Genomic DNA, 21,263 nt, shown 5'->3' on the forward strand with positions numbered 1-21,263 from the left:
TCAGGACCGCTGTGCGCACTGGCTGAGGGCTTTCCCCTACGGGCAGGTTGGGGGTTCTGCGGGAACCTCCGACCTGCCCGTTCCGTTTACGGTGGAGGGGCCGGTCAACAGTCCAGTTGGTGGAACTTCCCATCAGACCTACCGCGGAGGGCGTCATGGAAGCCGTCGTTTGGATCATGGCGCTGCTGTTCCTTGCCTTCGTGGGACTGGGGGTGTACGTCACCGTCAAGGCGGTCGGCGCCGCCAAGCGCGGGGTGGATCGCACGATCACGCAGGCCAGGCGCACCGTGGAGGACACCACGCTGCGAGCGAAGAGCTACGGTCAGCCGGGCATCGGCGGTGAGCTGGCGCAGCTCCGTCTCGCGCTGCGTACCTCCATGCGAGCCACCCAGGAGGCGCTGACGGCAGGAGTCGCCTCCGACGCCTCGCTGTCGGAGTCACTGGCCCTTTTCGAGCGTCTTAGCGACTACGGTCATCAGCTGGACGACGAGCTGCGACGGCTGGAGCGGGACCCGGACAAGGCACGGGCTGCGGAACAGGTCCCGGAGTTGCGGGAACGCACGGAGCAGGTCGTGGAGTCCGCGGACTCACTGCGCTGGGCTGCGCGGGACAGGGCACGGAAGTTCGCGGACGATGACCTGGCGTCGTTGAGCGAGCAGATCCGGATGGAGTCCGGCGCGCTGCGGCACTGGGCGGCGGTGGAACCGGACGCGGACCAGCCGCAGGGCACCGGGCAGACACCCGGAGAGCCTGCGCGCACGTGGGGTGAAGCGGTGGACGAGACCGGGCCGCGACAGCATGCCGACGGAGGCCCGCAGGCGATCACCGGGCGCGATCCGAACCGGCAGGCCGGTTACCCGTGGCAGAAGACGGCCCGCCCGGAGAGCACCACCTGAGAAGAAACCGGGTGAACCGGAGCGGAATCGGCAGGATCCAGTGAGTGGGGGCCTGTTGAGAGGGGCCGGACTGCCGCCGGACCGCGCCTGCGGGTAACCTCCAGGCTCATGTCCCGCCATGTCGCGATCGTCACCGATTCAACGGCCTATCTGCCGCCCCCGATGATGGAGCGGCACGGCATCACCGCAGTGCCGCTGACCGTCGTCCTCGGTGATCAGGCGTACGAAGAGGGCACGGAGATCTCCGCTCGTTCGCTCGCCCAAGCGCTCCAGAAGCGCCGTTCGGTGACCACCTCCCGGCCCAGCCCCGAGGTGTTCGCCGCGGCCTATCGGGCGGTGGCCGAGGCCGGCGCCACCGGCATCATTTCGCTGCACCTGCCGGCCGAACTGTCCGGCACGTACGACGCGGCGGTGCTCGCGGCACGTGAGGCACCCGTGCCGGTGCGGGTGGTGGACACCGGGATGATCGCCATGGCGCTGGGCTTCTGCGCCCTGTCCGCAGCCGAAGTCGCCCAGGCGGGCGGCAACGTCGACGAGGCCGTCGCGGCCGCGGAGAAGCGAGCGGGGGAAACGGCCGCGTACTTCTACGTCGACACGCTGGATTACCTGCGGCGCGGCGGCCGGATCGGCGCCGCGCAGGCGTTGCTGGGCTCGGCGCTCGCCGTGAAGCCTCTCCTGGCACTCAATGACGGGCGCATCGAGATGCTGGAGAAGGTGCGCACGGCGTCCCGGGCGATCGCCAGGCTGGAGGAGATCGCGGTGGAACGGGCGGGCGAGCGGCGGGTGGACATCGCGGTGCACCACCTGGCGGCTCCCGATCGCGCCGACCTCCTCGCCGACCGGCTCCGGGAAAGAGTTCCCGGGCTCGCGGACCTGCACGTCAGCGAGGTCGGCGCAGTGATCGGAGCGCACACGGGGCCCGGGCTGCTCGGGGTCGTGGTCTCGCCACGCTGAGGGTCTTCGTCCCCCGGAAGGGTGGCCGGGTTATCCACAACTCGCGGCTTATCCACCGAAATTGACCATGATCAGCAAGGTGGGGGCAAGGTGCCTACCGTCAGGCGCATGGCTCTTCGCTCACACACCGAAACGACAGGACCGGGCCGCGCGCCCCGTCGTACCTCCTACTCCGCCTCCCGGGCCGGCTCCGCCCCCGGTACGAGGGTCCGCGCCTCGCCGGGGCTACGGCACGGCCGCCGCGCGGCCGCCTCGGCTGCGGCAGCCGTGTACCGGCGCCGGGCCGACGCGCTGTTCGCGCTGCCCGAAGTGATGGCTCGCGCCGTGACACCGTCGGCACCTGTGCCGTCGGCGTCCGCGCCACGCGCGTCAGCTCCTCGGGTGGCACTGCCGCGGGCGGCCCCACCGCCCGCGCGCTCTTCCGCGCGCACTGCCGCCGGCGGTCTGGTCGCCGCGGCCGTGGTGCGCAAAGCGTCCGGCGGCCTGCGCAGGGCATGGGCCGCCGCACGAGACCGAGTACCGGTATGGGTGCAGGTCAGGTGCGCGATGGAGCCCAGGACCGTGGGTGCGCTCGCTGCCGTCCTGGTCGTGTCCACGGGTTTCGCCGCCCACCACTTCTGGGCCGGGCGTCCCCATACCGTGCGGGCCCCCGAGACGGTCGGAGCGGCCGGATCGGCGGCGGTCGCAGTGACCCCACCGGCCGTGCCGCCCGGACAGCCCACGCCGGTACTCGCGACACCGAGCGCGATCCCCGGGGTGTTGCCGGGACCGTCCACGGTCTCTCAGGGCGCGGGCGGGGCGATCGTCGTCGTCGACGTGAGCGGTGAGGTGAAGCGGCCGGGGGTACTTCACCTGCCGGCTGGTTCACGGGTCGCCGACGCGCTGCGCGAAGCGGGCGGGATCACCAGCGGAACGGACACCACGGGACTCAACCGGGCACGGGTCCTGACCGACGGCGAACAAGTGGTGGTGGGCGGCCCCGCTCCGCCGGCGTCCGCCGTCGGAGGTGTACCGGGGGCGGCCGGATACGTACCAGGCTCGACCGGTGCGCAGCCGGATGCCCCGCTGAGCCTCAACACCGCCACCGTGGAACAGCTGGACACCCTTCCCGGCGTCGGCCCCGTCCTGGCGCGGCACATCGTCGACTACCGCACGCAGCACGGCGGATTCCGCTCGGTCGAGGAACTTCGCGAGGTACGGGGGATCGGCGATCGCCGCTTCGCGGATCTCCAGAGCCGCGTCCGCCCGTGAACAGCCGGCCCGAAGCTGCCGCCGACTCCGCTTCCGGGACCCGCCGCGCATCTGCGACCCGCTCCGCCCGCAAGGCGGTTCATGCGACGGCCGACCACCGGCTGGGCAGCTCCCATCCCGTGCAGGAGGGCCCGCCCGACCTTCGGTTGGTCCCACCGGCGCTGGCCGCCTGGGCGGCGGCCGCGCTCACGGTGGGAGCGACGGCGGGACGGGCCGTCGTCCTTCTGGCCGTCCTCCTGGCAGGAGCCCTGGCCGTGGGGCTCGCCACGGCCCGCGGATCCGCGACAGGACAACCCCGAAGCCGGGACACGGGTCGGCAGGCCGGAGGCGGAACAGCGGCCGACCCCGGCCGTGGTGCCGACCCCGGCCGTGGTGCCGAGTCCGGTCGCGTCATCGAACCGGACGCCGAACAGGGCAACGGGCCTGCTGTCGGTCATGCCACCGAACCTGACGTCGACCTGCGCACCGGGCCCGCCGCCGGCCGCGGCGCCGAACCCGGCATCCGGCAGGCCGCCGATCCCCTGCCCGGCCAGGTTCCCGGCCCTGGCGTCGTCGCCCGACCCCGTCGCGCCGTCGCCGTCCTCACCGTGTTGCTGTGCGCCGCGGCCGCCACCGCGTCGGCAGCCCTGCACTCCGCAGACCTCTACCGTGGCCCGGTCCCCGAACTGGCCCGTCGGTATGCCGTCGTGGAAGCCGACCTGACGGTCACCGGCGACCCGCGGCAGATCCGGCCCCAGGTGCGGGGGGACCGGGCCGCCCCACGGTCGGTGGTCCTGGACGCCGAACTCACCCAGGTCGTCACCGCCGGTGGCACGGTCACCGCCGTACGCACCCCTGTCCTCGTCCTGGCCCCCGTGCGCGGTCCCACCGCGCCGTGGCTGCGGCTGCTGCCCTCCACCCGGCTGCGGGTAACCGGGGCCCGGCTGGCGCCACCGAGGCTCGACGGCGACCGGATCGCTGCCGTACTGCGGGTTTCCGGCCGTGGCGGTCCCCCCGTCGTCGGGCCGCCGACCGCCGTGCAACGCATGGCGGGGAAACTCCGAGCGGGGCTGCGGGAGGCATCCGAGGGGCTGCCGCCCGACGCGCGGGCGCTGCTCCCGGGGCTCGTCGTCGGCGACACCTCCCGGATGGAACCGGACCTGTACGACGCCTTCGCAGCGACCGACCTCGTGCACCTGACAGCCGTGTCCGGCAGCAATCTCACGATCGTGCTGGCACTCCTCATCGGACCGCCCGGCCTCGCCCTGCGTGCGGAACGGCGGGGTCTCGCCGCCGGTCTGGGGGTCTCGCTGCGCACCACCGCACTGCTCGGCGGGGCGCTGACCCTCGCCTTCGTGATCGTGTGCCGCCCGGAGCCCAGCGTGCTGCGGGCCGCCGCATGCGGGCTGATCACCCTCCTCGCCATCGGGACGGGACGGCGCCGGTCGTTGATCCCGGCGCTGGCCGCCGCCGTGCTGCTCCTGGTGCTGTACGACCCGTGGCTGGCCCGGAGTTACGGGTTCCTGCTCTCCGTGCTCGCCACCGGGGCCCTGCTCACCCTCGGCCCCGTGTGGAGCGCCGGGATGCAGCGACGAGGGGTGCCGCCCCGGCTCGCCGAGGTGCTGGCGGCGGCATGCGCGGCCCAGGCGGTGTGCGCGCCGGTGGTGGCGATGATGGCGGCCCGGGTCAGTCTGGTGGCGATTCCCTGCAACCTCTTCGCCGAGCTGGCGGTGGCCCCGGCCACCGTCCTCGGCTTCGCCGCCCTCGCGGCGGCACCGGCGGCCATGCCGGCGGCCATGCCGGTGGCCGAACTGTTGGCCAGGATCGCAGGCTGGCCGACCGGGTGGATCGCCCGGGTCGCCCGGGCCGGGGCGGCCCTGCCCGGGGCGGAGATCGACTGGCCGGGCGGCTGGCGGGGCGGGTTGCTGCTGGCCGCCGTCACCGTCGCGGTCGTGCTCCTCGCCCGCAGAGCCCCGCACCATCCCTGGCTGAGTGCGGTCTGCGCCGTTCTTCTGCTGCTCGCACTGGTACGGCCCGCTCCGCTCACCGGGGCACTCACCGGGTGGCCGCCTGGCGGCTGGAAGTTCGTCATGTGCGACGTGGGGCAGGGGGACGCGACGGTTCTCGCGGCGGGGGAGAAGGGTACGGCCGTCGTGGTGGATGCCGGGCCTGATCCTGTGCTGGTCGACCGGTGTCTGCGCGATCTGGGCGTCACGCGCGTACCGGTGGTGCTGCTCAGCCACTTCCACGCGGATCACGTCTCCGGGCTGCCCGGCGTGCTGCGCGGCCGGTCGGTCGGGGCGATTCAGACCACGACACTTTTGGAGCCCAGGGGGCAGGCGGCGTTCGTCCACCGGGTGGCGGCAGGGGCGGGGGTGCCGGTGACCGTCGTCCAGCCGGGGGAGCGGCGGCGCATCGGCCCGCTCGACTGGCAAGTGCTGTGGCCCCCTCCGCCCCCGCACCCGACACCCCGGGAGGCGAATGACGCGAGTGTCGCCCTGCTCGTACGGCACACCGGCCCCGGGGGCGGAGCAGCCGCCAATTCGCTGACCCTCCTCCTGCCCGGCGACCTCGAACCGTCCGGCCAGCAAGGGCTTCTCAGGGCGCATCCCGGCCTGGCGGCAGTCGACGTCCTGAAGGTCGCTCACCACGGCTCCGCGCACCAGGACCCCGGACTGCTCCGTCGGGCGGCGCCTCGGCTGGCTCTCGTGCCGGTGGGCCGGGACAACCCGTACGGCCACCCCGCGCCGGCCGCCCTCGCCGCGTTCGCCTCGCTCGGAACGGCGGTGCTGCGTACGGACCGCGACGGGGCGATCGCGGTCGTCGGGGCGGGGGCGGACCTGGCGGCGGTACCCGGCGGGGGCTGAGCCGGGCCGCGCCGGACACGGTCGTGGGCACGGGGCAAACGTCCCGAACGCCCCCGGGAGGGATCGTGCTCCGTCTCCCCGAGGCGTCGGCACCCCCGGCCTGTACCAGCAGTACAAGGAGCATCCGTTTGGGTGCGCGTACGGGTTGCTCAATTCGGGCCTCTGGGGCATGCGGGCGCATCTCCTTACCGAGCCCCTCGTTTGCCTCGAACGCCCCAATAGTGATCGAATGTTTTTTCGTCAAAGGGTCGCTGCTCCGGCGGTTCGACGTGCCCCGGCGCGCCCCTGTTGCAGCAACCATTCGCACGGGGGTGCGCACCTCATGATCTCCCGATGGCTCGGCCGACGTTCGACCACCGCAGGCCACGCCAATCCACTCGCCGGGTTCTCCGTCCCGTCCTCGGCCGGCGTTCTCAGCTGCCGGGTCCTCGACCCGGTCAGCGAGCCCGTCCGACAGGCCGGGTTCGTCGTCACCGACAGCACGGGCCGCAGGATCGTCGGCGGCGAGACCGACCCGTACGGCACGCTCGTCGCCGCCGTTCCCGCGGGCGACTACCGGCTCGCCGTCACCGCGGAGGGCTTCACCCCGTACCGCGGCAGCGCCACCGTCGCCGAGAGCGGGCACTCCGGCCTCGGCGACATCTCCCTCCAGATCGCTGTCCCGCCGCAACTCCCCGAACCCGGGGAGTGGGAGATCGACCTGATGCACTCACAGATCAGCTTCTCCGCGCGGCACATCGGGCTCGCCAGGATCCGCGGCCGGTTCAACAGCTTCGCGGGCGCGATCCGCATCGGCGAGCGCATGGAACAATCCGCCATGCACGTCGTCATCGACGCCTCGTCCATCGACACCAACGTCAAGATGCGCGACGACCACCTGCGGGGCAAGGACTTCTTCGACGTCGCCAATTACCCGACGATGGAGTTCTACAGCGACCGATTCGTGCATCGCGGCGGCAGCCGCTGGGCCATCACCGGCGCACTCACCCTGCACGGCGTCAGCCGCACCGTCACCCTCGACAGCCAGTACCTCGGCATGGGCAACGGCATTCAGGGCGAAACCCGTGCTGCCGTCCACTCCACCGCCGAACTGCACCGCGAGGACTTCACGCTCACCTGGCAGACGATGCTCGGCCACGGCATCGCCGCCGTCGGCTCCTCCATCGCCGTCGAGCTGGACATCCAGATCACCCCCAAGGCGGGGCCCCCGGCTGCCTGAACGGCGCCTGTACTGCTCCGGGCCCCGATGCGGCGTCGGCGTACCGCCTGGCGTACCGGACAATGTGCAGGTGAGCGACGTACGACATGTATTGGTGCTGCCGGACCGGGATGCGGCCGAAGAGGTGGCGCAGGAGCTGGCGGACCGTTTCGGGACGGCGGAAGAGCCCCAGCTCGTCAGAGACGCGCTGGCGGGTGAGGACGATGCCGAGGACGCCCAGTGGCTGGTGGTGGTCGAGGACCCCGAGAGGCGTTTCGACGCCGCCGCGCTGGACGCGTTGGCAGCGGAGCACGAGGGATGGCTGGAAGCTCCGTAGGCACCCGCCGGGCGGAGCGGGCGCTGTCAGTGCCCCGTGGGATGCTTGACCGCGATGGCCACCAGGAAGAATTCGACCGACGATCCGCTCGCCCCCGTCACCCTCGCCGTGGGGCAGGAGGACCTGCTGCTCGACCGCGCGGTGCAGCAGGTCGTGGCGGCGGCCCGTACCGCCGACAGCGACACCGACGTGCGCGACCTCACGCCCGACAAGCTGGAGCCCGGCACGCTCGCGGAGCTGACCAGCCCCTCGCTCTTCTCCGAGCGCAAGGTCGTCGTCGTGCGCAACGCACAGGACCTGACCGCCGACACCGTCAAGGACGTCAAGGCGTACCTCACCGCCCCTGCCGAGGAGATCACTCTCGTCCTGCTGCACGCCGGTGGAGCCAAGGGCAAGGGCCTGCTCGACGCGGCCCGGAAGGCGGGGGCCCGCGAGGTCGCCTGCCCCAAGACCACCAAGCCCGCGGAGCGGCTCACGTTCGTACGGTCGGAGTTCCGTGCGCTGGGCCGCTCGGCCACGCCCGAGGCGGGCCAGGCTCTCGTCGACTCCATCGGCAGTGACCTGCGCGAGCTCGCCAGCGCGGTCTCGCAGCTCGTCGCGGACGTCGAAGGCACCATCGACGAGGAGGTCGTCGGCCGGTACTACACGGGGCGCGCCGAGGCATCCAGCTTCACCGTCGCCGACCGCGCCGTCGAGGGCCGGGCGGCGGAAGCTCTTGAGGCACTGCGCTGGTCCCTGTCCACCGGAGTGGCGGCCGTCCTGATCACCAGCGCCCTCGCCCAGTCCGTACGGGCCATCGGCAAGCTGGCCTCCGCTCCGCGCGGCGCCCGACCGGGCGACCTGGCCAGGGATCTCGGCATGCCACCGTGGAAGATCGACCGGGTGCGGCAGCAGATGCGCGGCTGGACCGCGGACGGCGTCGCGGACGCGCTGCGTGCGATCGCCGAGGCCGACGCGGGCGTCAAGGGGGGCGGCGACGACCCGGAGTACGCCCTGGAGAAGGCCGTCGTCGCCGTCGCACGGGCTGCCAGGTCACGCGGCAACCGCTGACGGGACCCTCGAACCGCAAGCAGCAAGCAGCCTCAAGCCGCTCGCGGTAGACGGTAGGCGGCGAGCGGCAACACCGAAGCCCCGGTCGCCGTCCTGGGGAAGGACGGGGCCGGGGCTTCGGTTCGAGCTGTTTCCACCACGCCCGCGTGGCGAACGCGTTCGGTGCGCGGCGGGGGTGCCGGGTCAGGAGCGGTAGAGAGGGTCCGCTGAGTCCTGGCGCCGACGATGCACTACAGGTACCTCAGAGTGATGCTCAGGCCTGCAGGGTGGCGACCTTGGCAGCCAGCGCCGACTTCTTGTTGGCGGCGGCGTTCTTGTGGATGACACCCTTGCTGGCGGCCTTGTCGAGCGCACGGGAGGCGTCGCGGACGGCCAGCGTGGCCTTCTCGACGTCACCGGCGACGACGGCCTCGCGGGCCTTGCGCACGGCGGTCTTGACCGAGGACTTGACGGCCTTGTTGCGCAGGCGCGCCTTCTCGTTGGTCTTGTTCCGCTTGATCTGGGACTTGATGTTCGCCACGAAAGAGCCTTTACAGGTTCGGTTGGATCTCGATGTGCGTCCCGTGACCGGTGAAGGCCACAAGACACAGCTGCCCAGGCTACCAGCCGTCCCCCGACCGGCCCAAACCGGCCGCAGTCCCACGACCGTGGGACCATGGGAAGACTTCACAACTTCCGGACCGAGACGAGAACGACGCACGCGCGCCCGGGGACTCCGTTCCGCCGCACCGCGTGCACGTGTTCTCAAGAATCAGGACCCTGCGTGCCCGCGACTCCTCTCCACGTGCCCGAGCCGAGCCGTACCGACCCGGCACTGCTCCGCAACTTCTGCATCATCGCGCACATCGACCACGGCAAGTCGACCCTTGCCGACCGGATGCTCCAGCTGACCGGTGTGGTCGACCAGCGGCAGATGCGTGCCCAGTACCTCGACCGCATGGACATCGAGCGCGAGCGCGGCATCACGATCAAGTCCCAGGCGGTACGGCTGCCCTGGGCGCCCACCGCGGGCGAGGGCATGGGCACGACCCACGTCCTCAACATGATCGACACCCCGGGCCACGTGGACTTCACCTATGAGGTCTCCCGCTCGCTGGCGGCCTGCGAGGGCACGGTCCTGCTCGTCGACGCGGCACAGGGCATCGAGGCGCAGACCCTTGCCAACCTCTACCTGGCGATGGAGAACGACCTCGCGATCGTTCCCGTACTGAACAAGATCGACCTTCCGGCCGCTCAGCCGGAGAAGTTCTCCGAGGAGCTCGCCAACCTCATCGGCTGCCAGCCGGAGGACGTTCTGAAGGTCTCCGCGAAGACCGGTGTCGGTGTGGACGCGCTGCTCGACCGCGTCGTGCGCGACGTGCCGGCCCCGGTCGGCGTCAAGGACGCCCCGGCCCGCGCGATGATCTTCGACTCGGTCTACGACTCGTACCGCGGCGTCGTCACGTACGTCCGGGTGGTCGACGGTCAGCTCAACAAGCGCGAGCGCATCAAGATGATGTCGACCGGCGCCACCCACGAGCTGCTGGAGATCGGCGTCTCGTCGCCCGAGATGACGTCGTCCGACGGTCTCGGCGTCGGCGAGGTCGGCTACATCATCACCGGTGTGAAGGACGTACGGCAGTCCAAGGTCGGTGACACCATCACCTCCCTGCACAAGGGGGCGACGGAGGCGCTGGGCGGCTACAAGGACCCGAAGCCGATGGTCTTCTCGGGCCTGTACCCGGTGGACGGCTCGGAGTACCCCGACCTGCGCGAGGCACTCGACAAGCTCCAGCTCAACGATGCCGCGCTGGTGTACGAGCCGGAGACCTCGGCGGCACTGGGCTTCGGCTTCCGCGTCGGCTTCCTCGGCCTCCTCCACCTCGACGTGATCCGTGAGCGCCTGGAGCGCGAGTTCGGCCTGGATCTCATCGCGACCGCACCCAACGTGGTCTACCGGGTGCGCATGGAGGACGGCTCCGAGCACATCGTCACCAACCCCAGCGAATTCCCCGAGGGCAAGATCTCGGACGTCTTCGAGCCGGTGGTGCGGGCCACGATCCTCGCGCCCAGCGAGTTCATCGGCGCGATCATGGAGCTGTGCCAGACCCGCCGCGGCACGCTCCTGGGCATGGACTACCTCTCCGAGGACCGCGTCGAGATCCGCTACACGCTGCCCCTCGCCGAAATCGTCTTCGACTTCTTCGACCAGCTGAAGTCCAAGACCCGTGGTTACGCCTCGCTCGACTACGAGCCCACCGGCGAGCAGTCCGCCGCCCTGGTCAAGGTCGACATCCTGCTGCACGGCGACCGGGTCGACGCCTTCTCCGCCGTCACGCACAAGGACGCGGCGTACGCGTACGGCGTGCGCCTCGTCGCCAAGCTGCGCGAGCTCATTCCGCGGCAGGCGTTCGAGATCCCCATCCAGGCGGCCATCGGCTCCCGGGTCATCTCCCGCGAGACGATCCGCGCCATCCGCAAGGACGTCCTCGCCAAGTGCTACGGCGGCGACATCTCCCGCAAGCGGAAGCTCCTGGAGAAGCAGAAGGAAGGCAAGAAGCGCATGAAGATGGTCGGCAGCGTGGAGGTGCCGCAGGAGGCCTTCATCGCCGTGCTCTCTAGCGACGACTCCGCTTCGAAGAAGAAGTAGACGAAAAAGAAGCAAACGAAAAAAGAAACAGCGGCCGCCTTCCGCGAGGGCAGCGTCCGCAACACCTGCGACCGACAGAGCGGGCCCGGAGCATGACGCGTCCGGGCCCGCTCGTCGTCTGTCCACCTTTGCAGTCTTCCGAAAACCGCTGGCGCCCCCCAACCCGGTGGGGGCGTGTGCGGCCCGGCACTGTCCCGGCCGCCCGGGGCCGGTGGAGGCGTGCGCGGCCCGGCACCGTCCCGCCGGACGGCGCACACTGAAAAGTGCGCCCCGCGGACCCTTACGTACGGGCCCCGTGCGCTCTAGTCTGATCACAGATCGTTTGTTACTCGCCAGTTAAATACCAGCCAGTCGCGCAGCAATGCCGTGGGCCCGGAGGACGTCGTGAGCGACACACAGACCATGATCGAGAACCGGCCGCCGTCCGTGGCGACCCTCTTCATCGACCGCGTGGCCGCCACGCCGAACGGGGAGGCCTACCGGTACCCGGTTCCGCCGGCCGACGGGCAGGGCCCGGACGAGTGGCGGTCGTTGAGCTGGGAGCAGGCCGCGAAGCGCGTGTACGCGATCGCCGCGGGCCTGATCGAACTCGGCGTACGGAGCGAGGAGCGGATCGCCCTGGCTTCCGGTACGCGGATCGACTGGATCCTCGCCGACCTCGGCGTGATGTGCGGAGGGGCAGCCACCACCACGATCTACCCGTCGACGAACGCCGAGGAGTCCGCGTACATCCTCGCCGACTCCGAGAGCCGGGTACTGATCGCCGAGGACGCCGAGCAGCTCGCCAAGGCCCGCGAGAAGCGCGCGGAGCTGCCCCACCTGGCCCACGTCGTCGTCATGAACGCCGAGGACGCCCAGGCGGCCGACGGCGACCCCGAAGGCTGGGTGCTCTCGCTCGCCGACCTGGAGGCGCGCGGCAACGCGTACCTGGAGAAGAATCCGGAGGCGGTGAAGGAGCGCGTCGCGACAATCACCTCGGACCAGCTCGCCACCCTCATCTACACCTCCGGCACCACCGGCCGCCCCAAGGGCGTGCGGCTGCCGCACGACTGCTGGTCGTACATGGCGAAGGCGACCGTGGCGACGGGGCTGATCACCAAGGACGACGTCCAGTACCTGTGGCTGCCGCTGGCGCACGTCTTCGGCAAGGTGCTCACCTCGGGGCAGATCGAGGTCGGACACGTCACCGCCGTCGACGGCCGCATCGACAAGATCATCGAGAATCTGCCGGTGGTGCAGCCGACGTACATGGCCGCCGTGCCGCGCATCTTCGAGAAGGTCTACAACGGCGTCGCCGCGAAGGCGCGGGCGGGCGGCGGAGCCAAGTACAAGATCTTCCAGTGGGCGGCGGGCGTCGCCCGCGAGTACGCGAAGGTCACCCAGGACAACTTCCGGCGCACCGGGCAGGCGACAGCTCCCTTCGGCTTGAACACCAAGCACAAGGTGGCGGACGCTCTGGTCTTCTCGAAGATCCGCGAGGCGTTCGGCGGGCGGATGCGGGCCTGCGTGTCGGGTTCGGCGGCCCTGGCTCCGGACATCGGGTTCTTCTTCGCGGGCGCCGGTATCCACATCCTGGAGGGCTACGGACTGACCGAGTCCAGCGCCGCGAGCTTCGTGAACCCCGGTGAGGCGTACCGCACCGGCACCGTCGGCAAGCCGCTCCCCGGCACCGAGGTCCGGATCGCCGAGGACGGTGAGATCCTGCTGCGCGGCCCCGGCATCATGCAGGGCTACCACGGGCTTCCGGAGAAGACCGCCGAGGTCCTGGAGTCGGACGGCTGGTTCCACACCGGCGACATCGGCGAGCTGTCCGCGGACGGATACCTGCGGATCACCGACCGCAAGAAGGACCTCATCAAGACCTCCGGCGGCAAGTACATCTCCCCCGCCGAGGTGGAGGGGCAGTTCAAGGCGGTCTGCCCGTACGTCTCGAACATTCTGGTGCACGGCGCGGACCGCAACTTCTGCACGGCACTGATCTCGCTCGACGAGCCGACCATCCTCGCATGGGCGCAGGAACAGGGACTCGGCGCGAAGTCGTACGCGGAGGTGGTCGCCGCTCCGCAGACGCAGGCCCTCGTAGAGGGTTACGTGAACGAGCTCAACGAAGGGTTGCAGCGTTGGCAGTCCATCAAGAAGTTCCGGCTGCTGCCGCGCGACCTGGACGTCGAGAACGGTGAACTCACGCCCAGCCTGAAGCTGAAGCGGCCGGTCGTCGAGCGCGAGTACAAGCACCTGATCGACGAGATGTACGCGGGAACACGGGAGGCGTAGCAGCGGGGGCCCGGGGCCGCCCCCAGGGGTGCCGCCTCCAGAGGTGGAGGGCGCACGGCTGACGGCTGCTCCCGGTCAGGCCGGCACGAGAGCCGACGCCGGGCACCGCGCGCCACCGGGGAGTACCGGGTGCCGGATCCGCAACCGGCGCCCCGTACCCCCGGAAGGGCGCGCCCGGCGCTCCGGCGTGCGCGGTGACGCGTGCGCCCGTCGCGGCCCCCACCCTTGTGACGCGCACGCCGTGCGTGGCCTCCGCCCGGCCGGTGTCCGGCACGGCGTGGGTACGGAGAGCGGCCCGATTGCCGCTTCCTGCGGGCTCGTCCATCGCTCCTCGGGGCCTTCTCTCCTCACGTCGTCGCTCCTCACGGTGCAATTCGGTGACACGGTGCTTGCGGACGGATTCGATCTGTCACCCTGTGGTTGTCGTAAGCGGCTCCGCGACAACCGAGCAGGCGCCGCACCGTGACATCCGTTTCTGCACAGCTGCGGGCCGACGACACCTGCAACGGATCGCGTCGGCCGGAGGTGCGAGATCCAGTCCGAGGCCCGCACCAGCCTGCCGGGCAACCCGCTCGCGCCCTCCGCCGCACGGAAGTTCGTCCGGGCCGCCGTGGCCGGGTGGTCCGGCACCCGTCTCGTGCCGGACGGCGAGGGCTTCGCCGCCCGGCTCGCGGACGACGCCGCTCTCGTCGTCAACGAACTCGTCACCAATGCGGTGCTGCACGCGGGCACCACCGTCGAACTCCTCTGCCGTATCGACTCCACCGGTCGACACGGCGCCGCCGCCTTCGTCGTCGAGGTCTCCGACCACGATCCCTCACGGGTGGTGCGCAACGCACCTCAGCCCCAGGACAGGAACGCCGCCCGGGAGTACGGGCACGGCCTCCACCTCGTGGCCGAGCTCGCGGAAAGCTGGGGCGTCACCTACCGCACCGGCCTCAAGACCGTCTGGGCCGCCCTGCCGCTGGAGGATCACGCGCAGCACGGCCCGAGCGGCGGACAGGTCGCCGGCCCGGTGCCCGACGCCTCCCACGGCGCGCTCCGGCGCGGTCTGCGCGCCGCCGAGATCCTCGCTCCGCTGCCCCGTCGACCGCTGCACGACGACGACCCCGAGTGGATCGACCGGGGCGCACTGTCCTTTCTCGCGGAGGCGTCGGACCTGCTGGCCGGACAGTTCGACCAGGACATGGTGGTCGCGCTGGCCGCACAGCTGCTGGTGCCCCGGCTCGCCGACTGGTGTGCCGTATGGCTCGACGCGGAGGGCGGCGGTCCGACGACGCAGCCGAGGCTCGCCCGCGTCTGGCACGCGCGTGCCGCGTGCAGGGAGGAACTGCGCGCGCTCCTGGAGAAGGAACCGCCGCAGTTGCCGGAGTCCGCGGGCGGCGGCCCCGTGCCGCTGCCGTGGTGGGGAGCGGCGGCGCGCGGTGCCCCGGGGAACGGTCTCGGCGGGACGGGTGCGGTGCTCGCGTGCCGGATGGTGGTGGGCGGGCGGCGGGTCGGGGTCCTGATGCTGGGGAGAGCCGGCCTGCACCGCGTTCCCGACGAGGTGACGGGGCTGATCGAGGACTTCGTGCGGAGGGTGGCGCTCGCTGTCGGGGCGGCCCGCCGGTACACCCAGCAGGCCACCATCTCCCGCGTCCTGCAGCGGGCGCTGCTGCCCAGCAGGGTCGCCGAGATTCCCGGTCTGACGACTGCCCTCGTCTACGAGCCGCGGGGCGAGGGGCTGGCCGGCGGGGACTTCTACGACATCTTTCCCGCGGGGGAGGGCCGCTGGTGCTTCGCGCTCGGCGACGTGCAGGGCAACGGGCCGGAGGCGGCGGTGGTCACCGGTCTGGTGCGACCGTGGCTGCGGTTGCTGGCTCGCGAGGGGTACCAGGTGTCGGAGGTGCTGGACAGACTCAACCGGCTGCTCCTCGACGACGCCACGGAGTCCGCCGACGCCGCGGCCCGGCTGGTCGCGTCGGCGGGCGGGCAGGACCTGCCCGACGGCCCGCAGGCACGCTTCCTGTCGATGCTCTTCGGTGAGCTGGAACCGTTGTCCGGGGCCGACGGCGGCGGGGTGCGCTGCACGGTCTCCAGCGCCGGCCACCCACTGCCGCTGGTACTGGGGCCCGACGGCGCCGTACGGGCCGCGGGGCAGCCGGGGGTACTGCTCGGGGTGCTGGACGACGCCTCGTACGGGAGCGAGACGTTCGTGCTGCGACCGGGGGAGGCACTGCTGAGCGTGACGGACGGGGTGACCGAGCGGCGGCGCGGGCGGGTGATGTTCGACGACGGGGAGGGGCTGGCGGCCGCGCTGGCGGAGTGTACGGGGCTGTCCGCGCAGGGGGTGGCGGACAGGATCAGGCAGCTGGTGCACGCGTTCGCGGCGGAGCCGCCGGACGACGATCTGGCGCTGCTGGTGCTGCGGGCGGAGTAGGGCGGGCGGAAGAGCCGTCCGCAGGGCGGACAATGGGGGCATGCCTTCTGTACTGCCTGACGGTGAGCCCATGCCCGAGGACGGGGCGCTGCCTCCTGACGCGCTGCGGGGGGCGGGGGAGCGGCCGCTCGGTTTCTATCTGCACGTGCCGTACTGCGCCACCCGGTGCGGGTACTGCGATTTCAACACGTACACGGCGACCGAGTTGCGCGGCTCGGGCGGTGCTCTCGCGTCCCGCGACAACTACGCGGCGACGTTGGTGGAGGAGGTGCGCCTGGCACGCAAGGTGCTGGGGGACGACCCCCGGCCGGTGCGGACGGTGTTCGTGGGCGGGGGCACGCCCACGCTGCTGCCCGCGGCCGATCTGGTACGGATGCTGGGGGCCGTCCGGGAGGAGTTCGGCCTCGCGGACGACTGCGAGGTCACCACGGAGGCCAATCCGGAGTCGGTGGATCCGGAGTACTTGTCGGAGCTGCGCGAGGGCGGCTTCAACCGGGTCTCCTTCGGCATGCAGAGCGCCCGCCGGCACGTGCTGCAGATCCTGGACCGCACCCACACCCCGGGGCGGCCCGAGGCGTGCGTGGCGGAGGCGCGGGCCGCCGGGTTCGACCACGTGAACCTGGACCTGATCTACGGCACGCCGGGGGAGTCCGACGCCGACTGGCAGGCGTCGCTGGACGCGGCGATCGGCGCGGGCCCCGACCATGTGAGTGCGTACGCGCTGATCGTCGAGGAGGGCACCCAGCTCGCCCGGCGGATCCGCCGCGGCGAGGTCCCGATGACCGACGACGACGTGCACGCGGACCGGTACCTGATGACGGAGACGGCACTGTCCGAGGCCGGGTTCTCCTGGTACGAAGTGTCCAACTGGGCCACGTCGGACGCCGGGCGCTGCCTGCACAACGAGCTGTACTGGCGGGGCGCCGACTGGTGGGGCGCCGGGCCGGGCGCGCACAGTCACGTCGGCGGCGTGCGGTGGTGGAACGTCAAGCACCCGGGCGCCTACGCGCAGGCGCTGGGCGACGGCCGCTCGCCGGGAGCCGGCCGCGAGGTGCTGTCCGCGGAGGACCGGCGCGTCGAGCGGATCCTGCTGGAGTTGCGCCTGGTGGAGGGCTGTGAGCTGTCGCTGCTCAAGCCCGCGGGACGGGCCGCCGCCGAGCAGGCGGTAAGGGACGGTCTCCTGGAGGACGGTCCTTACACACAGGGGCGCGCGGTGCTCACCCTGCGCGGGCGGCTGCTGGCGGACGCGGTGGTGCGGGACCTGGTCGACTGACGGGGAGGGACGGGACCCGCGCGGATTCTGGCGACGACCACGGCGGGACCCGCGCGGATTCTGGCGACGACCACGGCGGGACCCGCGCGGCCGACGGTGCGCGGCCGGGCGACAGCGCACCCGGGCACGTGAGAGGTCCTCAGGTGCGGTGAGGAATTTCAGTCCTCCGGAGCCGTGACGAAGTCGATCAGTTCCTCGACCCGGCCGAGCAGTTCCGGCTGGAGGTCCTTGTACGAGCGGACCCTTCCCAGGATGTGCTGCCAGGCGGCGCCCGTGTTCTCGGGCCAGCCCAGCGCCCGGCACACGCCCGTCTTCCAGTCCTGGCCGCGTGGGACGGACGGCCAGGCGGGGATGCCGACGGAGGACGGTTTCACCGCCTCCCACACGTCGATGTACGGGTGTCCGACGACCAGTACGTTCGCGTCCGTCACCTGGGCGGCGATGCGGGATTCCTTGGAGCCCGGCACCAGGTGGTCGACCAGGACGCCCAGCCGCGCGTCCGGTCCGGGGCCGAACCCGGCGACCACGGACGGCAGGTCGTCGATGCCTTCGAGGTACTCCACGACGACGCCCTCGACGCGCAGGTCGTCGCCCCACACCCGCTCCACCAGCTCCGCGTCGTGCCGGCCCTCCACGTAGATGCGGCCCGCTCGCGCCACGCGCGCGCGTGCCCGTGCGACGGCCACCGATCCCGAGGCGGTACGGGTGGGCCGCGGCGCGGCCGCGCCCGCGGACGGCCGCACCAACGTCACCGGCTCGCCCTCGTGGAGGAAGCCCGCGGGGACCATCGGGAACACCCGGTGCTTGCCGAAGCGGTCCTCCAGGGTGACCGTCGGTCCCTCCGCGGTCTTCTCGGTGCGGATCACGGCGCCGCAGAACCCCGTCGATACCTCCTCGACCACCATGTCGTGGTCGGCGGGAACTTCGGGGACGGGCTTCGACTTCTTCCACGGCGGGGTGAAGTCCGGGCTGTAGCTGCGCATGCGTCAGACGCTACGACACGCGCGCCGTGTGCGGCTCAGGAGGCCCGGAACCGGCGTGCCAGCGCGTCGCGTTGGGCCCGTACGAACGCGGCGTCCACGACCGCCCCGTGCCCCGGCACGTACAGGGCGCTCTCGCCGCCCAGGGCGAGCAGCCGGTCCAGGGCCTGCGGCCACCGCCCGGCGACCGCGTCGGGGCCCGCCTGCGGCTCCCCGGACTCCTCCACCAGGTCGCCGCAGAAGACGATCTGCGGGCCGCCCGCGGGGTCCGGCACGAGGGCCACCAGGTCGTGACCGCTGTGTGCCGGGCCCAGGTTGGCGAGCAGGACGGTGCGTCCGCCGCCCAGGTCCACGGTGCGTTCGCCGGAGACCAGGTGGTGCGGGGCGGCCAGCAGCTCCGCCGAAGCGGCGGCGGCGCCCGGCTCGACCCCCTGGTGCACCGCGTCCCGGGTGAGCGACTCGCGCTGCGAGGTGAGCAGGGCGTCCATGCCGGCCGCGGCGTGGACCTCCGCGCCGGCGAAGGCTCCCGTGCCCAGGACGTGGTCGAAATGGGGGTGGCTGAGAGCGATGTGCGTCACTCTGCGGCCGAGCAGCGTCTGGGCCTGTGCGCGGATCTCGGCGCCTTCGCGCAGGGTCGACCCCGTGTCGTACAGGAGCGCCCCCTGGGCGCCCGCCACCAGCCCGACAGTGGCGTCCCAGCCCGGCAGCCGGCGCCTGCCGACCCCCGGTGCGAGACGTTCCCAGCCTGCCTTCCCGTCGAGCTCTTCCCAGCGCAAGTCCATACCGTGACGCTAGCGTGAGCTGCCGCCCTTGCCCCGGGCGCACCCCGCCGCCGTACACTTACCCGGGGAATCTGGCACTCACCCGAGGGGAGTGCCAGGCAGGTCCCCAGGGAAGAAGCCCCACATTCACCTGGGAACATCACGGCTTGGAGGTGTGCGCGATGCTCAGTGAACGCAGACTCGAAGTCCTGCGCGCCATCGTCCAGGACTATGTCGGCACGGAGGAACCCGTCGGTTCCAAGGCCCTCACCGAGCGGCACCAGCTCGGCGTCTCCCCGGCCACCGTCCGCAACGACATGGCAGCCCTGGAGGACGAGGGTTTCATCGCGCAGCCGCACACCAGCGCGGGGCGCATCCCCACCGACAAGGGCTACCGGCTGTTCGTCGACCGGCTGGCCGGGGTCAAGCCCCTGTCGACGCCGGAGCGGCGTGCCATCCAGAACTTCCTGGACGCGTCCGTCGACCTGGACGACGTCGTCGCCCGTACGGTGCGGCTGCTCGCGCAGCTGACCCGGCAGGTCGCGGTCGTCCAGTACCCGTCGCTGACGCGTTCCACGGTGCGGCACGTGGAGCTGCTGTCGCTGGCGCCCGCCCGGCTGATGCTGGTGCTGATCACCGACACCGGCCGGGTCGAACAGCGCATGATCGACTGCCCGGCGCCGTTCGGCGAGATGTCGTTGGCCGATCTGCGGGCCCGGCTCAACAGTCGCATCGTGGGCCGTCGCTTCGCCGACGTGCCGCAGCTGGTGCAGGAACTTCCCGAGTCGTTCGAGCCGGAGGACAGGGGAACCGTTTCGACGGTTCTGGCGACTCTGTTGGAAACACTCGTCGAGGAGACCGAGGAACGGCTGATGATCGGCGGTACCGCCAATCTCACCCGTGTCGGCCACGACTTCCCGCTCACCATCCGCCCCGTACTGGAGGCGCTGGAGGAGCAGGTCGTTCTGCTGAAGCTGCTCGGCGAGGCGACGGAGTCCGGCATGACCGTACGTATCGGTCATGAGAACGCTCACGAAGGACTCAGTTCTACGTCCGTGGTCGCAGTCGGCTACGGTTCGGGCGACGAGGCAGTCGCCAAACTAGGCGTGGTCGGACCGACCCGCATGGACTACCCCGGAACGATGGGAGCGGTACGCGCAGTGGCACGTTACGTCGGACAGATCCTGGCGGAGTCGTAAGTGGCCACCGACTACTACGCCGTACTCGGCGTGCGCCGCGACGCGTCCCAGGACGAAATCAAGAAGGCGTTTCGGCGTCTTGCGCGTGAGCTTCACCCGGATGTGAACCCGGACCCGAAGACTCAGGAGCGCTTCAAGGAGATCAACGCCGCCTACGAGGTGTTGTCGGACCCGCAGAAGAAGCAGGTCTACGACCTCGGAGGCGACCCGCTGTCCCAGGCGGGCGGCGGAGCCGGCGGCTTCGGTCAGGGCGGCTTCGGGAACTTCTCCGACATCATGGACGCCTTCTTCGGCACGGCTTCCCAGCGCGGCCCGCGCTCGCGGACCCGCCGCGGCCAGGACGCCATGATCCGGCTGGAGATCGACCTCAACGAGGCGGCCTTCGGCACCACCAAGGAGATCCAGGTCGACACCGCCGTCGTCTGCACGACGTGCAGCGGCGAGGGTGCGGCTCCGGGCACGTCCGCGCAGACCTGCGACATGTGCCGCGGGCGCGGTGAGGTCTCGCAGGTCACCCGGTCCTTCCTGGGCCAGGTCATGACCTCGCGGCCCTGCCCGCAGTGCCAGGGCTTCGGCACGGTGGTGCCGACGCCGTGTCCGGAGTGCGCCGGTGACGGCCGCGTACGGTCGCGTCGCACGCTCACGGTGAAGATCCCGGCAGGCGTCGACAACGGCACCCGGATCCAGCTCGCGGGCGAGGGCGAGGTCGGTCCGGGCGGCGGTCCCGCGGGCGACCTGTACGTGGAGATCCACGAGCAGCCGCACGAGACGTTCCAGCGGCGCGGCGACGACCTGCACTGCACCGTGACCATCCCCATGACGGCGGGCGCGCTCGGCACCAAGGTGCCGCTGGAGACGCTCGACGGGGTGGTGGACATCGACATCCGTCCGGGCACGCAGTCGGGCCAGTCGGTGCCGCTGCACGGGCGCGGCGTCACGCACCTGCGGGGCGGCGGCCGGGGTGACCTGATCGTGCACGTCGAGGTGCTGACGCCCTCCAAGCTGGACCCGCAGCAGGAGGACCTGCTGCGCCAGCTCGCGAAACTGCGCGGCGAGGAACGGCCCACGGGGCAGTTCCAGCCCGGGCAGCAGGGGTTGTTCTCGCGGTTGAAGGATGCGTTCAACGGGCGGTGAGGTGGGGGTCTCGGCTGGGGGTTCGGGGGTCGTCCCCCGGGGGCTGGGCAACCCGGGCAGCA

General features: G+C 71.5%; 16 protein-coding genes. 13 read left to right on the forward strand and 3 right to left on the reverse strand.

The window, feature by feature from the left end; genetic code table 11:
* The first annotated feature begins 155 nt into the window (after positions 1-155).
* The 7 genes from ACQPZG_RS23715 (at position 156) to holA (ending at position 8,532) form a co-directional block, all read left to right on the forward strand.
* Complete coding sequence (locus ACQPZG_RS23715; RefSeq protein ID WP_433547739.1) at positions 156-896, forward strand: hypothetical protein; 741 nt, start codon at positions 156-158, stop codon at positions 894-896.
* Between the two features lie 108 nt (positions 897-1,004).
* Positions 1,005-1,850, forward strand: a complete 846-nt coding sequence (locus ACQPZG_RS23720) for a DegV family protein (protein WP_433547740.1) — start codon at positions 1,005-1,007, stop codon at positions 1,848-1,850.
* A 546-nt stretch (positions 1,851-2,396) separates the two neighbouring features.
* Positions 2,397-3,101 (forward strand): helix-hairpin-helix domain-containing protein, encoded by a 705-nt coding sequence (locus ACQPZG_RS23725; protein ID WP_433547741.1) that lies wholly within the window; start codon positions 2,397-2,399, stop codon positions 3,099-3,101.
* A gap of 119 nt (positions 3,102-3,220) precedes the next feature.
* Positions 3,221-5,947 (forward strand): ComEC/Rec2 family competence protein, encoded by a 2,727-nt coding sequence (locus ACQPZG_RS23730; protein WP_433549519.1) that lies wholly within the window; start codon positions 3,221-3,223, stop codon positions 5,945-5,947.
* A gap of 322 nt (positions 5,948-6,269) precedes the next feature.
* Positions 6,270-7,166, forward strand: a complete 897-nt coding sequence (locus tag ACQPZG_RS23735) for a YceI family protein (protein WP_433547742.1) — start codon at positions 6,270-6,272, stop codon at positions 7,164-7,166.
* Between the two features lie 70 nt (positions 7,167-7,236).
* Positions 7,237-7,482, forward strand: coding sequence for a hypothetical protein (locus ACQPZG_RS23740; RefSeq protein ID WP_433547743.1), 246 nt, complete (start codon positions 7,237-7,239; stop codon positions 7,480-7,482).
* A gap of 54 nt (positions 7,483-7,536) precedes the next feature.
* Positions 7,537-8,532, forward strand: a complete 996-nt coding sequence (holA, locus tag ACQPZG_RS23745) for a DNA polymerase III subunit delta (RefSeq protein WP_433547744.1) — start codon at positions 7,537-7,539, stop codon at positions 8,530-8,532.
* Positions 8,533-8,785: 253 nt separating this feature from the next.
* Here the strand turns inward: holA and rpsT are convergent, their stop codons facing one another.
* The gene (gene rpsT / locus ACQPZG_RS23750; RefSeq protein ID WP_185026347.1) at positions 8,786-9,052 is read right to left on the reverse strand and encodes a 30S ribosomal protein S20; all 267 of its coding nucleotides are present in this window, start codon (positions 9,050-9,052) and stop codon (positions 8,786-8,788) included.
* A gap of 243 nt (positions 9,053-9,295) precedes the next feature.
* Here rpsT and lepA point away from each other — a divergent pair, with 243 nt between their 5' ends.
* The 4 genes from lepA (at position 9,296) to hemW (ending at position 17,127) form a co-directional block, all read left to right on the forward strand.
* Entirely contained in the window at positions 9,296-11,161 is a 1,866-nt protein-coding gene (gene lepA, locus ACQPZG_RS23755) for a translation elongation factor 4 (RefSeq protein ID WP_433547745.1), read from the forward strand.
* A 384-nt stretch (positions 11,162-11,545) separates the two neighbouring features.
* Complete coding sequence (locus ACQPZG_RS23760; protein ID WP_433547746.1) at positions 11,546-13,435, forward strand: AMP-dependent synthetase/ligase; 1,890 nt, start codon at positions 11,546-11,548, stop codon at positions 13,433-13,435.
* 532 nt (positions 13,436-13,967) lie between these two features.
* Complete coding sequence (locus tag ACQPZG_RS23765) at positions 13,968-15,854, forward strand: SpoIIE family protein phosphatase (protein ID WP_433549520.1); 1,887 nt, start codon at positions 13,968-13,970, stop codon at positions 15,852-15,854.
* Positions 15,855-15,894: 40 nt separating this feature from the next.
* Positions 15,895-17,127, forward strand: coding sequence for a radical SAM family heme chaperone HemW (hemW, locus tag ACQPZG_RS23770; RefSeq protein WP_433547747.1), 1,233 nt, complete (start codon positions 15,895-15,897; stop codon positions 17,125-17,127).
* Positions 17,128-17,285: 158 nt separating this feature from the next.
* Here hemW and ACQPZG_RS23775 read toward each other — a convergent pair whose 3' ends face one another.
* Together ACQPZG_RS23775 and ACQPZG_RS23780 are read right to left on the reverse strand one after the other, a co-directional pair.
* A complete protein-coding gene (locus ACQPZG_RS23775) occupies positions 17,286-18,110 on the reverse strand; it encodes a DUF3097 domain-containing protein (RefSeq protein ID WP_433547748.1) in 825 nt (274 codons plus the stop codon).
* 35 nt (positions 18,111-18,145) lie between these two features.
* Positions 18,146-18,889 (reverse strand): MBL fold metallo-hydrolase, encoded by a 744-nt coding sequence (locus tag ACQPZG_RS23780; RefSeq protein WP_433547749.1) that lies wholly within the window; start codon positions 18,887-18,889, stop codon positions 18,146-18,148.
* 161 nt (positions 18,890-19,050) lie between these two features.
* Here ACQPZG_RS23780 and hrcA point away from each other — a divergent pair, with 161 nt between their 5' ends.
* Together hrcA and dnaJ are read left to right on the forward strand one after the other, a co-directional pair.
* Positions 19,051-20,067 (forward strand): heat-inducible transcriptional repressor HrcA, encoded by a 1,017-nt coding sequence (gene hrcA, locus ACQPZG_RS23785; RefSeq protein ID WP_433547750.1) that lies wholly within the window; start codon positions 19,051-19,053, stop codon positions 20,065-20,067.
* On the forward strand, positions 20,068-21,201 hold the full coding sequence (dnaJ, locus tag ACQPZG_RS23790; protein ID WP_433547751.1) for a molecular chaperone DnaJ: 1,134 nt from the start codon (positions 20,068-20,070) through the stop codon (positions 21,199-21,201).
* Positions 21,202-21,263: the final 62 nt, after the last annotated feature.

Source organism: Streptomyces sp. CA-294286, assembly GCF_050947155.1.
Taxonomy (GTDB): Bacteria; Actinomycetota; Actinomycetes; order Streptomycetales; family Streptomycetaceae; genus Streptomyces.